Origin of the sequence: Streptantibioticus cattleyicolor NRRL 8057 = DSM 46488 (genome assembly GCF_000240165.1) — a bacterium.
In the GTDB taxonomy this organism is placed as follows: Bacteria; Actinomycetota; Actinomycetes; order Streptomycetales; family Streptomycetaceae; genus Streptantibioticus; species Streptantibioticus cattleyicolor.
In genome coordinates this window covers 4,145,000-4,159,190 of the sequence record NC_017586.1, presented here as the reverse complement: position 1 = coordinate 4,159,190, position 14,191 = coordinate 4,145,000, and the positions used below count along the sequence as shown (strand labels likewise).

The 14,191-nt window shown below is 73.9% G+C and carries 13 protein-coding genes and 1 pseudogene; 2 read left to right on the top strand and 12 right to left on the bottom strand.

All coding sequences use genetic code 11. The annotated features are described in order from the left end of the window. Window position 1: 1 nt before the first annotated feature. From SCATT_RS18320 to SCATT_RS18290, 7 genes are read right to left on the bottom strand one after another with little or no spacing between them, the layout of a single operon-like run. Window positions 2-949: a type II secretion system F family protein gene (locus SCATT_RS18320; protein WP_014144596.1), complete on the bottom strand. Its 948-nt coding sequence runs from the start codon at window positions 947-949 to the stop codon at window positions 2-4. Further along, entirely contained in the window at window positions 946-2,286 is a 1,341-nt protein-coding gene (locus tag SCATT_RS18315; protein ID WP_014144595.1) for a CpaF family protein, read from the bottom strand. Before SCATT_RS18315 ends, SCATT_RS18320 begins: the two co-directional genes overlap by 4 nt. A 5-nt stretch (window positions 2,287-2,291) precedes the next feature. Further along, window positions 2,292-2,624: a TadE/TadG family type IV pilus assembly protein gene (locus SCATT_RS18310; RefSeq protein WP_014144594.1), complete on the bottom strand. Its 333-nt coding sequence runs from the start codon at window positions 2,622-2,624 to the stop codon at window positions 2,292-2,294. Then, entirely contained in the window at window positions 2,621-3,013 is a 393-nt protein-coding gene (locus SCATT_RS18305; protein ID WP_014144593.1) for a TadE/TadG family type IV pilus assembly protein, read from the bottom strand. The genes SCATT_RS18310 and SCATT_RS18305 overlap by 4 nt, the downstream gene beginning before the upstream one ends. Then, window positions 3,010-4,191 (bottom strand): AAA family ATPase, encoded by a 1,182-nt coding sequence (locus SCATT_RS18300; RefSeq protein ID WP_014144592.1) that lies wholly within the window; start codon window positions 4,189-4,191, stop codon window positions 3,010-3,012. The genes SCATT_RS18305 and SCATT_RS18300 overlap by 4 nt, the downstream gene beginning before the upstream one ends. A gap of 7 nt (window positions 4,192-4,198) precedes the next feature. Next, on the bottom strand, window positions 4,199-4,912 hold the full coding sequence (gene cpaB, locus SCATT_RS18295) for a Flp pilus assembly protein CpaB (protein WP_014144591.1): 714 nt from the start codon (window positions 4,910-4,912) through the stop codon (window positions 4,199-4,201). Between the two features lie 46 nt (window positions 4,913-4,958). Next, on the bottom strand, window positions 4,959-5,813 hold the full coding sequence (locus tag SCATT_RS18290) for a hypothetical protein (protein ID WP_014144590.1): 855 nt from the start codon (window positions 5,811-5,813) through the stop codon (window positions 4,959-4,961). Between the two features lie 327 nt (window positions 5,814-6,140). Here SCATT_RS18290 and SCATT_RS18285 point away from each other — a divergent pair, with 327 nt between their 5' ends. Beyond that, entirely contained in the window at window positions 6,141-7,652 is a 1,512-nt protein-coding gene (locus SCATT_RS18285) for a chitinase (protein WP_014144589.1), read from the top strand. A 72-nt stretch (window positions 7,653-7,724) separates the two neighbouring features. Here SCATT_RS18285 and SCATT_RS18280 read toward each other — a convergent pair whose 3' ends face one another. The 5 genes from SCATT_RS18280 to SCATT_RS18260 form a co-directional block, all read right to left on the bottom strand. Next, window positions 7,725-8,582 (bottom strand): S1 family peptidase, encoded by an 858-nt coding sequence (locus SCATT_RS18280; RefSeq protein ID WP_014144588.1) that lies wholly within the window; start codon window positions 8,580-8,582, stop codon window positions 7,725-7,727. A gap of 109 nt (window positions 8,583-8,691) precedes the next feature. Further along, window positions 8,692-10,152 carry a GntP family permease gene (locus SCATT_RS18275; RefSeq protein ID WP_014144587.1) on the bottom strand — a complete coding sequence of 487 codons (1,461 nt, stop codon included), beginning with the start codon at window positions 10,150-10,152 and terminating at the stop codon, window positions 8,692-8,694. Between the two features lie 111 nt (window positions 10,153-10,263). Beyond that, window positions 10,264-10,668 (bottom strand): RidA family protein, encoded by a 405-nt coding sequence (locus SCATT_RS18270; protein WP_014144586.1) that lies wholly within the window; start codon window positions 10,666-10,668, stop codon window positions 10,264-10,266. 13 nt (window positions 10,669-10,681) lie between these two features. Next, the gene (locus SCATT_RS18265; protein ID WP_014144585.1) at window positions 10,682-11,446 is read right to left on the bottom strand and encodes an IclR family transcriptional regulator; all 765 of its coding nucleotides are present in this window, start codon (window positions 11,444-11,446) and stop codon (window positions 10,682-10,684) included. Continuing rightward, a complete protein-coding gene (locus tag SCATT_RS18260) occupies window positions 11,443-12,456 on the bottom strand; it encodes a sugar kinase (RefSeq protein WP_014144584.1) in 1,014 nt (337 codons plus the stop codon). Before SCATT_RS18260 ends, SCATT_RS18265 begins: the two co-directional genes overlap by 4 nt. Before the next feature lie 101 nt (window positions 12,457-12,557). Between SCATT_RS18260 and SCATT_RS40375 the strand changes: the two are divergent. Then, window positions 12,558-13,822: pseudogene (locus SCATT_RS40375) on the top strand (alanine racemase). Window positions 13,823-14,191: the final 369 nt, after the last annotated feature.

Genomic DNA, 14,191 nt, shown 5'->3' with positions numbered 1-14,191 from the left:
GTCAGACATCGATCCTCGCCATCCGGCGGATCAGCACGAAGCCCACCCCGTAGAGCGCGAACGCCACCACCACGGCGGCCTGGCCGAGGAAGGTCCCGGTCATGGTCTCCAGCGAGCCGGGGGCCATCTTGTCGAGCAGCAGCAGGGCGCCGACGCCGATCGCGGGGACGGCGTAGGCGGTGACGGTGACCTGGGAGAGGGTGGTGCGCACCTCGCGGCGGGTCTCCTTGCGTTCCTCCAGGGTCTCGGTGAGGTTGCGCAGCGATTCCACCAGGGTGCCGCCGGTCCGCCCGGCCAGGATCAACGTGGTGACCAGGACGGCCAGTTCACGGGAGGGCAGCCGTTCCTTCAGCTCGGTGAGGGCGTCCTCCAGCGGGTGGCCGAGGGCGAGCGCGTCGGCGACCTTGGCCAGTTCCTCGCCGGCCGGCGCCTCCATCTCCTCGGCGGCCATGCCGATCGCGGTGCGCAGCGCCAGCCCCGCCGAGGAGCCGTTGGCCAGCAGCCGGGAGAGTTCGGGGAGTTGGCCGATGAAGCGCTCGATGCGCTTCTGCCGCCGCCAGTTGAGGAAGGCGTGCGCCGACCACAGGGCCGCCAGGGCGGCGAGCGGGCCGAAGAACGGGGCGAGCGCGGTGGCCGCCACCACCCAGGTCCCGGTCACCGCCGCGGCCACCGCCACGGTGAACTCGCCCACGGTGACGGTCAGTCCGGTGGCGGCCAGCCGCCGCTCCAGCGCCCGCCCGGCCCGGGTGCGGCGCACCGCGGCGCCGGTACGGGCGAACCGGGCCCGGCGGCCGGGCGGCCCGGCCGGGGCGGCGGTGTCGGCCAGCCGTTCCAGCAGCTCGCGCCGGCGGGCCCGGCCGGTGGTCCAGGTACGCAGCCCGGCGATGGCGAGGACACCGGCGGCCAGGGTGGCGCCGAGTGCTGCCCAGCCCGTCGTCTCCATGGTCATTCGGCCTTTCGCGAGATGAGGAGGTGGTCGTCGGCGGCCACCCCGAAGGCGGCCGGTAAGGATTCGCCGGCCAGCGCGAGCCGTTCGGCGGTCCGGCGGGGCAGCCGGTGGTGTTCGAAGGCGCCGGGCACCGTGCCGTCGGCCCCGGCCGGGGCGGGCCGGAAGCGGCTGACCGTGGCGAGCCGGAAGGGTTCCCGGCCGCGTGAGGAGAGCACCGCGACCTCCCCGACCCGGCGGGCCCCGTCGGCGCCGCGGGCCAGTTGCACGATGACGTCGACCGCGCTGTTGATCTGGTCGTGCAGCGCCTCGAAGGGCACCCGTACCTCGCTCATCGAGGCCAGGGTCTGCAACCGGGTCAGCGCGTCCTCGGCGGAGTTGGCGTGCACGGTGGCGAGGGAGCCGTCGTGGCCGGTGGACATCGCCTGGAGCATGTCGAGGGTCTCGCCGCCGCGTACCTCGCCGACGATGATCCGGTCCGGGCGCATCCGCAGGCAGTTGCGGACCAGGTCGCGTACGGTGATCCGGCCCTTGCCCTCGATGTTGGGCGGCCGGGTCTCCAGCCGGACGACGTGTTCCTGCTGGAGCTGGAGTTCGGCGGCGTCCTCCACGGTGATGATCCGCTCGCCCTCGGGGATCAGTCCGGACAGCGCGTTGAGCAGCGTGGTCTTGCCGGATCCGGTGGCCCCGGAGACGATCACGTTGAACCGGGCGCGCACCATCGCGGCCAGCAGCATCACGGTGTGCTCGTCGAGCGAGCGCAGTTCCAGCAGCTCGCCGAGGGTGTAGGTGCGCGGGAAGCGGCGGATGGTGAGGGTGGGTCCGGTGAGCGCCAGCGGCGGGATGATCACGTTGACGCGTTCGCCGGTGGGCAGCCGCGCGTCGACCATGGGCGTGGACTCGTCCACCCGGCGGTTGACGGCGGAGACGATGCGTTCGATGGTCTGCATCAGCTGCTCGTCGCTGGCGAAGCGGACGGCCACCTGCTCGACCCGGCCGGCCCGTTCCACGTAGACGTGGTCGGGGCCGTTGACCATGATCTCGGTGACCGAGGCGTCCTCCAGCAGCGGTTCGAGGACGCCCAGGCCGAGCGCCTCGTCGACCACGCGGCGGATCAGCCGGTCGCGTTCGCGGGTGGAGAGCACCGGGCCCTCGCGGCTGATGAGGTGGCCCAGGACGCGTTCCAGCCGGGCCCGGCGGTCGGCCATGGCCAGCGCGGACATCTCGGCGAGGTCGATCTCCTCCAGGAGTTTGGCCCGGTAGGCGGCGACCAGCCGGGTCTCCTGGTGGTGCCCGGAGGTCTCCTCGGGGGCGGCGATGCGGGCTCGCAGGCTGCTCATGGCGATCAGTCCCTGGGCATGGTGGCGCTGCGCGTCACCGGGTCGACGAAGCGGATGCCGGGCAGGACGGAGGGCACCGGCACGGTGACCGTCATGCGGACCCAGCCGTCGCCGTAGTCGGCGCGGACCTGGGGGGAGAGCCAGCCGCTGACCGCGGCGCGGGCGGCGCCGGGGTCGCCGGTGCGGGCCGCCGCGCGGGCGGCGGTGCCGGCCTGCGCGGCGGTGTACGCGGCGAGGCCGAGCTGCACGCCGGCGAGGGCGACCAGCAGCAGGACGGGCAGGAAGCCGAGGAACTCCACCGAGGCGGAGCCCCGGTCCCGGCGGCCCGGCCCCCTCACGGCCGCTCCCTGGCCGCGCCGGCCGTGCCGTGCACGGTGAACAGCGCGCCCAGCCCCGGCAGCAGCACCGGCACCGGTACCGCCACGTCCGCCCGCACCAACTCCCCGTCCCCGCCCACCCCGACCCGCGCTCCCCTCGCCCACGCCCCCGGCAACGCCTCCCGCGCCGCCCCCTCCGCGTCCCCGCCCACCGCCGCCACCCGCGCCGCCCGGTCCGCCGCCTCCCCGGCCAGCGTCCACGTGTACCCGACCAGCACGAACTGCCACACCAGCAGCAGCACCAGCAGGATCAACGGCGCGATCCCGAGCAGCTCGACGCTGATCTGCCCGGAGTCCCGCGGCGTACGGCGCGCCGTCGTCCGTGGCGCCGTGCGGTCCTCGCCGGTCATCGGGGGTCCGTGGGGACGAGGCCGGTTTCGGCGGCCAGGGACCACAGGGCCTGGCGGACGGCGCCGCGTGGGTCGAGTTCGTGCATCCGGCCGCTGTCGGCGCAGGGCTGGAGTTCCTTGTAGCCGGCGGGTACGGCGGTGCGGGCGACCCGGGTGCCGGTGATGCGTTCGATCAGCGCGGGCTGGATCTCGGTGTGCCGGGTGTGGCGGTTGACCACCGTCACGGTCTCCTGGGGCTTGCGGATCCGCAGCCGGTCCCACAGCCGTACGGTGCGTTTGGCGGCCCGTACCGCGACCACGTCGGGGGTGGTGACCAGCAGCGCGGTGTCGGCCATTTCGACGGCGACGGCTCCGGCGCCGGTGAGCTGGCTGCCGCAGTCGATCACCACGGTGTCGTAGCGGGCGCGCAGCGCGGTGACGATCTGCCGGGCGGCCCGGTCGGTGACGGTCTCGCCCTGTTCGCCCTCGGCCGGGCAGAGCAGCAGGGCGAGGCCGCTGTCGTGGCGGAACATGGCGTCGTCCAGCACGCGCGGGGAGAGGTCGGCGATCCCGGCGAGGTCGGCGATGGAGCGGCGGAAGCGTACGTCGAGGTAGGAGGCGACGTCCCCGGTCTGGAGGTCCATGTCGGCCAGGGCGGTGGGGTGGCCGGCGGCCCGGGCGGCGAGGGCGAGTTGGACGGCGGCGGTGGTGGCGCCGACGCCGCCCTTGGCACCGCTGACGGTGACCACGGTGCCGCCGGGTCCGGCGGTCGCCCCGTCGCCGGCGCCGAGGTGGCGGCGGACCCCGGTGGCCCAGGCGGCGGCGGCCCGTACCCGGTGGTCGAGTTCGGCCTGGGAGAGCGGGAGGCCGGCCACGCCCCGGGCGCCGGCGTCCATCGCGGCGGAGTACGCGGCGGGCCCCTGGTCGGCGGTGAGCAGCACCACGCCGACCGCCGGGTGGCGCAGCGCCACCTCGCGGACGAGTTCGAGCGCGGGCAGCGGTCCGATGGCCTGGTGGACGACGACGACCTCGGGGAGGTGGTCGACGCCCTGGGCGGCGAGGCGGCCGAGGGTGTCGAGAAGGGTGGTGGAGTCGGCGGCGGGCGCGGCGGGTTCGGCCTCCGGGAGGCGGCCGGTGAGCGCGGCGACGGCGCGGGCGGCCTCCGGGTCGGCGACGGCGGGCAGGATGCGGATGGTCATGCCGTCCTCACCGGTCGCCTTCGAGGGTGTAGGTGCGCTCCGCGGAGGGCACCGGCGCGGGGCTGCCGGGGGCGGTCAGCGCGAGGCGGACGTGGGTGGCGAACGACTCGGCGTAGGCGACGCGTTGGGCGTCCAGGGTGGTCAGCGCGAAGGCGACGGGCACCGCCTGCCGGGTGGCCCGGGCGTCGGTCTGGTCGCTGGTCTGGCTGATCGGGGTCTGCCGTCCGATCTTGAGCACCCGGGCGCCGGTGACGATGATGCGGGACTCGTTCCTGCCGCCCTGCTGCTGGTTGCCGGGGAAGGTGGCGTAGATGTTGACGCTGTCGCCGGGGTGGATCTCGCCGGGGACGCCGGTGGCGGCGTCGATCATGATGGCCAGCTCCTGTTGTCCGGGGGCGAGCGCGGGTTGGTCGGCGACCATGTCGGCCTGGAGGAGCGAGCCCTTGCGCAACGGGACGGCGGCGATGCGTCCGGTCACCCGGCGCAGGTCGGTGACGGCGGTGGCCGGCAGCCAGCGGCGCGGCATGGCGACGGTGGTGAACTGGCCGGGGTCGAGCGTCCGGTAGGCGGCGATGTCCTCCTTGGCCTGGTAGGCGGTGACCTGCGGGCCCACCTTGGCGTCCACGTCGTCGACGAAGGCGAGCACGCCGAGGAAGGCGGCGAGCGCACAGAGCGCGGAGAACACCAGGAGGATCGCACCGCGTCGCTGACGTGAGTTCATCCGGAGGGCTTTCGGTCGAGGCGGACGGGGGGCGGCGGGACGCCGGTCAGGTGGCGGGGGCGGTCCGGCGCGGCAGCGGGAGGTTGCCGGTGGCGCAGAACGCGCAGCGGTCGCCGAGGAGTTCCAGGCCGCACCAGCGGCACGGTTCCCGGTGGGCGGCGGCGACCAGCCGGCACAGCACGCCGACGTCGGTGATGTGGGCGGTGAACTCCGCCGACCGGGACGTCCCCCACCAGTGTGCCGAGTCCGACGGGCGGGCGGTCTCGGTGAGTTGGCCGCAGCGCCAGTCGGCGGCGAGCCGGTTGCGTACCCAGTCGGCGCCGGGCGTGCCGGGGGCGTCGGCGGCGAGGGTGAGCCCGGTGGCGAAGGACGGGCCGGGCAGCCGGGCGTCCTCGGTGACCTTGACCAGCCGCCGCTCGGGGGCGGCGAGCACCGCGAACCACACGCCGGGCATCCAGGAGGCCAGGTGGGCGGGGAGGGCGACGGGGACCCGGTCGAGCCGGGCGAGGCTGCCGAGTACGGCGCCGGCGTACAGGTAGTGGCCGAGGAGTCCGGCGGCCGAGGCGATGACGCCGGGGCCGAGGTCGTAGCGGGCGATCTGGCGTAACTGGGCGGCGAGTACGGCGACCGCCAGCGGCGGCAGGGCGGTGGGCACCAGCGCGACGCGGTCGCACTCCAGCAGCGCCCGGATCCGCCGCAGCCGTAACCGCTGGACCGGCGGTGCCCAGTCGGGGACGAGCACCACCAGGTAGCCGGCGTTCTCCAGCACGGCGGCCACCTCGGCGAGCTGCCGGTCGAGCGGGCGGGCGTCGGCGCCGGGCAGGACGACGGCGGGCGCGGCCGGCTGCCCGGAGCCGGGCAGCAGCAGGCCGTCGCTGGTGACGCCTATGACGGTCGACATGGCCAACCCTCCACCGTCCCACCGCTTCCGGCGGCCCTGACGGGGGCCGGGCGTCCGCCCGGGACGCCCTGTCACCCACGCAGGCACGTCCGCCCGCGGGAGAACCTCGCGTACCGCGTTCGCGCTATGACGCTGCGCAGCCTATCCAGGTTTTCCCCGGCGGTCAGCGGCTTCGCGGGCAACGGGCGGGACCCGGGCGGGCGGGCCGGGCGGCGGCGGATCCGGTCGTGTCCGGTCTATTGACACCCGACACTGGTCTGGACCACTTTGGTCCGTACCAAACCGTTCACCCTCCCGACGCGCCGGCGTCCCCCCTCGGAGGCTTGTATGTCAGGTTCACGCCATTCTGCACCGTTCCGCAGACGGCTGCGCCACACCCTGCCCGTCCTCACCGCCACCGCCCTGGTCGGCGGCGGCCTGGGACTGGGGCTCACCATGACGGCCCACGCGGCCGACGCCAACCTGCTGGTCGACCCCGGGTTCGAGTCGGGGCTGGGCACCTGGTCGTGTTCGGCCGGTTCCGGCACCGTCGTCTCCTCGCCGGTGCACAGCGGGAACGCCGCCCTCCAGGCCACCCCGGCCGGCAGCGACGACGCCCAGTGCTCCCAGGTCGTCAGCGTGCAGCCCAACTCCTCGTACACGCTCAGCGCCTGGGTCCAGGGCTCCTACGTCTACCTCGGCGCGAGCGGCACCGGCACCACGGACGTCTCCACCTGGACCCCGTCGGCCACCTCGTACCAGCAGCTGACGACGACCTTCACCACCGGCGCCTCGACCCGCTCGGTCACCGTCTACCTGCACGGCTGGTACGGGCAGCCGGCGTACGACGCGGACGACGTGTCGCTCACCGGCCCGGCGGGCAGCGGCGGCACCCCGACGCCGACGCCGACCCCCACGCCGACGCCCACACCCACGCCGACCCCGACACCCACACCCACCCCGCCGCCCGGCAACACCGGTCTGCCCAAGCACGCCGTCACCGGCTACTGGCAGGACTTCTGCAACGGCGCCACCGTGCAGAAGCTCAGCGACGTCAACAGCCAGTACGACATCATCGCGGTGGCCTTCGCCAACGCCACCACCACCCCGGGCGCCGTCGACTTCTCCCTCGACTCGTGCCTGAACTACAGCGACGCCCAGTTCAAGGCCGACATCAAGGCCAAGCAGGCGGCCGGCAAGAAGGTGATCGTCTCGGTCGGCGGCCAGAACGGCACCATCTCGGTGGGCGACAGCGCCTCGGCCGCCAACTTCGCCGACAGCGTCTACACGTTGATGCAGAACTACGGCTTCAACGGTGTCGACATCGACCTGGAGAACGGCATCAACCCCACCTACATGAGCCAGGCGCTGCACGCGCTGTCGGCCAAGGCGGGCTCCGGTCTGGTGGTCACCATGGCACCGCAGACCATCGACATGCTCTCGTCCTCCAGCGACTACCTGGCCACCGCGCTGAAGGTCAAGGACATCCTCACCGTCGTCAACACCCAGTACTACAACTCGGGTTCGATGAACGGCTGTGACGGCAACGTCTACTCCCAGGGCAGCGTGGACTTCATCACCTCGCTGGCCTGCACCGCCATCCAGGCCGGCCTCGACCCGTCCCAGGTGGGCATCGGGGTCCCGGCCTCCAGCAGCGCGGCGGGCAGCGGCTACGTCTCGCCGACCGTGGTCGACAACGCGCTGGACTGCCTGACCAAGGGCACCGGCTGCGGCTCCTTCAAGCCCGCCACCACCTGGCCGTCCCTGCGCGGCGCGATGACCTGGTCGACCAACTGGGACGCGTCGGCCGGCAACTCCTTCGCCAACGGCGTGGGCACCCACGTGCACGCCATGCCGTGACACCGCCCGACGGGCGACGAGCCGGCCGGTACGCGGGTGCGCGTACTGGCCGGTTCCCTGTCCGCGGCGCGGTCAGGGCCTGGGCAGCGTGCAGCCGGGCAGGGTGAGGTCGATCCGGTTGCCGGCCGCCACGCAGGCGGCTATCTCATAGGTCTCCTCGGCGTAGTTGGTGCCCTGGTGGACGGTGACGTTGCCGCCGCTGTCCACCTCGCAGGGGTTGTCCACGGTGCACTGCTCGCCGTCCTCGTTGCCGGTGTTGTTGACGGCGACCACCTGGCCGGTGGCCGGGTCGACGACGGGCGAGCCGGAGGTGCCGCCGATGGTGTCGCAGGACGGGGTGTAGCGGACCGAGTCCTTCCAGGTCCAGTCGCCCTCGCGCAGCCGGTAGACGAAGCCGTCGACGGCGCAGCTGTAGGTGCGCTTCCAGTAGCCGGAGACCACCTCGATGGCCTCGCCCTGCACCGGGTGCGCGGACGACAGGGTGAGCGCCTCGATGTGGTAGCGCTGGCGTATCTGCGCGTAGGTGCTGCTGAGCTGGTAGAGGGTGATGTCGGTGTCGGTCATGGTGGCGTAGGAGACCTTGGTGGCGCGCAGTGTGCCCGCCGCGCCGCCGGAGGCGTTGAGCAGGGTGAAGCTTCTGCTGGAGGGCTGGTCGGTGATGACCTCGCCGGCGCCCGGCATGCCCGTCTCCAGACAGTGGCCGTTGGTCATGACCAGGGCCGGGTCGGTGTCGGCGGAGGTGGCGGTGCGGATGACGGAGCCGGAGCAGTCGCTCAGCGCCACGGTGCCGGCGAAGGTGACCGCGTGCGGGGTGACGGCGTGGGCGGAGGCGGCCGGGGGCGCCGCGTGCGCCGGCGCGGCGGTGGTGCCGAGCAGGCCCGCGGCGGCCAGGGCGCCCGCGGTCAACGCGCCGATGAGAGGGGATGTCATGCGGGGGGATCCTCTCCGTTGCCGGAAGGGGTCCGGGGCGACGACCCCGGACTTGACGTGAGCATTATCAAGCCCGGGTGTCCCGCGGAGAAGAGCGCGGGCCGCCGCCTCATACCACCAGCGCGACCAGTCCCGCCATCGCGAATCCGGCCACCGACAGCACCGACTCCAGCACCGTCCAGGAGGCCAGCGTCTCCCGCTCGCCGATCCCGAAGTACTTGGCGACCATCCAGAAGCCGCCGTCGTTGACGTGCGAGGCGAAGATCGACCCGGCCGACACCGCGACGATGACCAGCGCCAACTGCGGCTGGCTGTAACGGGCGTGCTCCACCATCGGCCGCACGATGCCCGCCGTGGTCACGATCGCCACCGTCGCCGACCCCTGCGCCACCCGCAGCACCACGCTGATCAGCCACGCCAGCACGATCACCGGCAGCCCCACGTCGTGGAAGGTCCGGGCCAGCGCGTCGGCCACCCCGCTGCCCCCCAGGACCGCGCCGAAGACCCCGCCGGCCCCGACGACCAGCAGGATGTTGCCGACCGGCCCCAGCGAGGAGGTGGAGACCGCCTCCAGGCTCCCCCGGCTCCAGCCACGCCTGACCCCCAGCAGCCAGTAGGCCAGCAGCAGCGCGATGGTCAGCGCGACGAAGGGATGGCCGAAGAACTCCAGCGCGGACCTGACGGCGCCCTCCCCCAGCGCCACCGAGGAGAACGTGGCCGCCAGGATCAGCAGCAGCGGGGTGCCGATGACGGCGAGCACCACCGTGAGCGCCACCGACTCCTCCGGTGTCCGTACCCCCGCCGCCCGCCGCTCGGCCACCACCGCCGCCCGCGACTCGGCCGACGCCTCCGCCATCTCCCGCGGCAACGGGACGAAGATCCGCTCACCGATCCACGCCGCGTAACCCCAGGCCGCCAGCACCGCGGGTATCCCGCACACCGCGCCCATCAGGATCACCCAGCCGAGCTGGACGTGGAGGAGCCCGGCCGCGGCCACCGGGCCGGGGTGCGGCGGCAGGAAGGCGTGCGTCATCGACAGCCCGGCCAGCAGCGGCAGCGCGTACCGCAGCACCGACCTGCCGCCGCGCCGCACCGCCGCGTACACCAGCGGGGCCAGCACGAAGATCCCGACGTCGAAGAAGACCGGGATGCCGAAGAGCAGTCCGGTCAGCCCCATCGCCAGCGGCGCGCGCTCCTCCCCGAAGAGCGCCAGCAGCCGCCCGCTGAGCACCTCCGCGCCGCCGGAGACCTCCAGGATCGCCCCGAGCATGGTGCCCAGCCCGATGATGACGGCGATGTGGCCGAGGATGCCGCCCATCCCCGACTCGATCAGGCTCACCGCGGACGAGCGCTGCACCGTGCCGAACAGCTCGGTGACGCTCAGCCCGGCACCCAGCCCGACCGCCACCGAGACCACCAGGAGGGCGACGAAGGGTTGCAGCCGCACCTTGATGATGAGGACGAGCAGCAGCACGACGCCGAGGGCGGCGACCGTCAGCAGCCCCGGCGTACCGGGGATCAGGGCGAGGACCCCGCCGGTGTGCGGCGGGGCGGCGGGAGCGGCGGCCATGGGGACTCCACGTTCGCGGGCAGGGGTGGGCGCCACGCGGCGGTCCGCGTGCGCGCTGGACGAGGGTGTGTCGCAAGGGCCTTGAGGGGTCGAGGGGCGGGACGGGGGCGGTCAGCCGAGGACGGCGAGGGCGTCCATCTCGACCAGCAGGTCGCCGGGGAGCCCCACGTAGACGGTGGTACGGGCGGCGGGGGCGCCCTTGAGGTCGGCGAAGTACTCGTCGTACACCCGGTTGAACTCCTCGAAGCTGCCCGGATCGGTGAGGTAGACGCGGACCATCACCACGTCCTCCCAGGTGGCGCCGCCCTCTTCGAGGACCGACCGGACGTTGGCCAGGGTCTGCAGGGTCTGCTCGCGCAAGGTCGGGCCGGCCGGGACGGGTTCCTCGCCCGCCGACGCCGGGCGGAAGCCGACCTGCCCGGCGACCTGGAGGATGTTGCCCTTGCGCACCCCGTGCGAGAACTTCGCGGGCGGCGCGGTGTGGGTGGCCGGGGTGATCGCGATCTTGTCGGTCATGAGCGCTCCTCGTTCATGCGTGGTCCTCCTTGACGGGCGTCCGGCCGGAGTACTCGCGGCTGACCGCCTCAGCGGTGCGCAGCAGCAGCGGGCGCAGCCGCAGCAGTTCCTCGGCCGGGACGACGACGTTGGGCGCCGAGAGGGAGACGGCCGCGACGACCCGGCCGTCGGTGCCCCGGATCGGCGCCCCGACACAGTTGATGGACTCCTCGTGGCCGCCGAGGTCGCTCGCCCACCCCTGCTCGCGCACGGTGGCCAGCTCGGCGAGGAAGGCGGCGGCGTTCGGGGTGGAACGGGCGGTGTAGGACGGGTAGTCGAGGCGTTCGGCGAGCGCGCGCCGCTCGGCGTCGGGCAGGTCGGCCAGGAGCACCTTGGCGCACGCGGCCACCGTGAGCGCCACCGGCTTGCCGATCCGCGAGTACATCCGCACCGGGTAGCGGCTCTCCACCTTGTCCACGTAGATCACCTCCCCGTCCTCCCGTACCGCGAGGTGCACGGTGTGGCCGCAGCGCTCGCCGAGGGCCGCCAGGTGCGGGTGGGCGATCTCGCGGATGTCGATGGTCTCCATGGCCTGCTGCGCCAGGGCGAACAGCCGGGCGCCGAGGCGGTAGCGCTGGTCCCGCTGGCGGTAGACCATGCCGTGTTCGCGCAGGGTGCGCAACAGCCGCAGCGCGGTGGACTTGTGCACGTCCAGCCGGGTGGCCACCTGTTCGAGGTTGGCCGGCCCCTCGGCGAGCAGCGGAAGGATGCTCAGGGCGCGGTCGACGGTCTGGCTCATCGGGGTACCTCCACCTGCCGGACGGCCCGGTCACCGGTCCACCCGGGCCCGAGGCGCAGTCTGCCCCACGCCCGCGCGTCCAACGCCACGAGGGCGTCGGCCACCGGCCCGGGCGGCGGGGGGCCCAGGTCGCCGGCGACGGTGAGCGCGGCGGCGGCCATCACGTGGCCGTACCGCAGCCGCTCGGCGTCCGGCCGGCCGGCCAGCGTCGCGGCGAGGAACCCGGCCGCGAAGGCGTCGCCGGCCCCGATCGGCTCCACCACGTCCACCGCGAGCGCCGGGGCGAAGACGCCCTCCTGACCGGCGCGGTAGACGGTGGCGCCGCGGTCGCCCTGCTTGACCACGAGCACCGCCGGCTCCGGCAGCGCCGCCCGCACCGCGTCCGCCCCGCGCACCCCCCAGGCCGCCGCCGCCTCGTCCTCGCCCACGAAGACGATGTCGCAGCCGCGGGCGAGTTCGGCCAGCAGCCCGGTGTCCCGCGAACGCCACAGCGCCGGGCGGAAGTTGACGTCGAAGGAGACCGCCGGACGGCCCGGGGAACGCCGGGTGAGCGCGGTCATCAGCTCCCGGCAGGAGGCCGAGAGCGCGGCGGTGATCCCGGACAGGTGGAGCAGCCGCCCGGAGCCCACGGCGGCCTCGTCCACGTTCTCCCGCGACATCGCGGCGGCGGCCGAGCCGGCCCGGTAGTAGAGCACCGCGGTGCCCTCCGGCCGCGGCTCCTTGAAGTAGACCCCGGTGGGGCGCGCCGGGTCCTGGCGGACCGCGCCGACGTCCACCCCGGCGGCGGCGATCTCGGCGACCAGGTGGTCGCCGAAGCCGTCCGCGCCGACCCGGCTGATCCACCGGACGCGATGGCCTGTACGGGCCAGGTAGCAGGCGACGTTGGACTCCGCGCCGCCGATGCCGCGGTGGAAGACCGACGCCTCGGACAGCCGGCCCGGCCGTCCGGGCACGAAGGTGACCATGGACTCGCCCAGGCACACCACGTCGAACCGCGCGGCGGTCGGCATCGCTCCTCCGCTCCCTTCGTTGACCTGGCGTCGGCCGGGATGTTAGACACCCTGAAGCAAACACCGCAATGGCCGTTGCACATACTGCAATTGGAGGCCGTATGGAGGTCACCCCACCGGCCGTCGCCCGGCTCGCCGGGGAACGCGTCGACCACCGCTTCAAGGGCCTGCCGCCGGACGCCGAGGGGTACACCTTCGGCCAACTCGCCGCCGAACGCCGCCCGTTGTTCACCGGCGGCTTCACCACCCCGCTGCTCACCCTCGACTCCGCCGCCCTCGACCACAACCTGGCCCGCCTCGCCGGCTTCACCGCCCGCCACGGGCTGGCCTTCGCCCCGCACGGCAAGACCTCCATGGCCCCGCAGCTCTTCGCCCGCCAACTCGCCCTCGGCGCCTGGGGGATCACCGCGGCCACCCCCGCCCAGGTCCGCGTCTGCCGCGCCTTCGGCGTCCCCCGCGTCTTCCTCGCCAACGAGGTCGTCGACGCCACCGCCCTCGCCTGGCTCTCCGCCGAACTCGCCGCCGACCCCGGCTTCCGCGTGATCGTCTACGTCGACTCGGTACGCGGCGTGGAACTGATGGACGCCGCGCTCACCCACCCGCTCGACGTCGTCGTCGAACTCGGCGTCGCCGGCGGCCGGACCGGGGTACGCGACCAGGCCACCGCCGACCAGGTCGCCGACGCCGTCGCCGCCTCCCGCCACCTGCGGCTGACCGGCGTGGCCGGCTACGAGGGCGGGATACCGGATCGCACCCCGCAGACGGTACGGGCCTGGCTGGACCGGCTCGTCGGCCTCGCCCGCCGGTTCGACGCGGCGGGACGCTTCGCCGGGGCGGACGAGATCGTGGTCAGCGCGGGCGGCAGCGCCTGGTTCGACGTGGTCGCCGAGGCGTTCGCCGCCGCGGACGGCTTCTCCCTGCCCTCGCTGAAACTCCTGCGCTCCGGTGCCTACGTCACCCACGACGACGGCCACTACCGGCAGGTCACCCCGTACCACCACCGCCTCCCCGAGGACGGGCTGCGCTCCGCGCTCCTGCTGTGGGCCCAGGTCGTCTCCCGCCCCGAACCCGGCCGCGCCTACCTCAACGCCGGCAAGCGCGACCTCCCCCACGACCTCGACCTCCCCCTCCCCCGCCTCATCCGCTCCCCCGACTCCCCCACCCCCGCCCCGCCACCGGCCTCACCGTCACCGCCCTCGCCGACCAGCACACCTTCCTCTCCCTCGCCCCCACCACCCCCCTCGACATCGGCGACTGGGTCGCCCTCGGCATCTCCCACCCCTGCACCGCCTTCGACAAATGGCAGGCGATCCCCCTGGTCGACGCGGACCACGCGGTGACGGACTATGTCCGCACCTTCTTCTGAGGGTTCGCTACACGCTGGTGGTCAGCCATTACTCCGTGGCCCGGTTCGCCCGTTCCAGGATGCGGGGTCGCCTCCGGCGGGCCCGGTGTGGCGGGGGTGCCCCCGCATCCCCGTGGCCCACGGCTGGGCCGGCCATGCAGTGGTGGCCGGTTCGCCCGGTTCGGGTTGCCGGGGTGGCCCCGTTCGCCCCTGTCCGGTGGGTGGTTGGTGGGGTTTTGGTTGGGTTCGGCACCGGGTGGGTTCGCCTATTGCCGGTACGGGGTCGGGGGCGCGCCGGGGGTGACTCCTCGCTCCAGGTTTCGCTGTCGGCTTTCCCCCGCCCCGCTGGGTCGCTGCGGGGACACCCCCGACACACCCCCTCCGGCCGTC

Excerpts from the sequence above, each read along its gene's own strand:
- SCATT_RS18320 (WP_014144596.1), bottom strand. The coding sequence starts at position 949 with ATGACCATGGAGACGACGGGCTGGGCAGCACTCGGCGCCACCCTGGCC.
- SCATT_RS18315 (WP_014144595.1), bottom strand. The coding sequence starts at position 2,286 with ATGAGCAGCCTGCGAGCCCGCATCGCCGCCCCCGAGGAGACCTCCGGG.
- SCATT_RS18305 (WP_014144593.1), bottom strand. The coding sequence starts at position 3,013 with ATGACCGGCGAGGACCGCACGGCGCCACGGACGACGGCGCGCCGTACG.
- SCATT_RS18300 (WP_014144592.1), bottom strand. The coding sequence starts at position 4,191 with ATGACCATCCGCATCCTGCCCGCCGTCGCCGACCCGGAGGCCGCCCGC.
- cpaB (WP_014144591.1), bottom strand. The coding sequence starts at position 4,912 with ATGAACTCACGTCAGCGACGCGGTGCGATCCTCCTGGTGTTCTCCGCG.
- SCATT_RS18290 (WP_014144590.1), bottom strand. The coding sequence starts at position 5,813 with ATGTCGACCGTCATAGGCGTCACCAGCGACGGCCTGCTGCTGCCCGGC.
- SCATT_RS18285 (WP_014144589.1), top strand. The coding sequence starts at position 6,141 with ATGTCAGGTTCACGCCATTCTGCACCGTTCCGCAGACGGCTGCGCCAC.
- SCATT_RS18280 (WP_014144588.1), bottom strand. The coding sequence starts at position 8,582 with ATGACATCCCCTCTCATCGGCGCGTTGACCGCGGGCGCCCTGGCCGCC.
- SCATT_RS18275 (WP_014144587.1), bottom strand. The coding sequence starts at position 10,152 with ATGGCCGCCGCTCCCGCCGCCCCGCCGCACACCGGCGGGGTCCTCGCC.
- SCATT_RS18270 (WP_014144586.1), bottom strand. The coding sequence starts at position 10,668 with ATGACCGACAAGATCGCGATCACCCCGGCCACCCACACCGCGCCGCCC.
- SCATT_RS18265 (WP_014144585.1), bottom strand. The coding sequence starts at position 11,446 with ATGAGCCAGACCGTCGACCGCGCCCTGAGCATCCTTCCGCTGCTCGCC.
- SCATT_RS18260 (WP_014144584.1), bottom strand. The coding sequence starts at position 12,456 with ATGCCGACCGCCGCGCGGTTCGACGTGGTGTGCCTGGGCGAGTCCATG.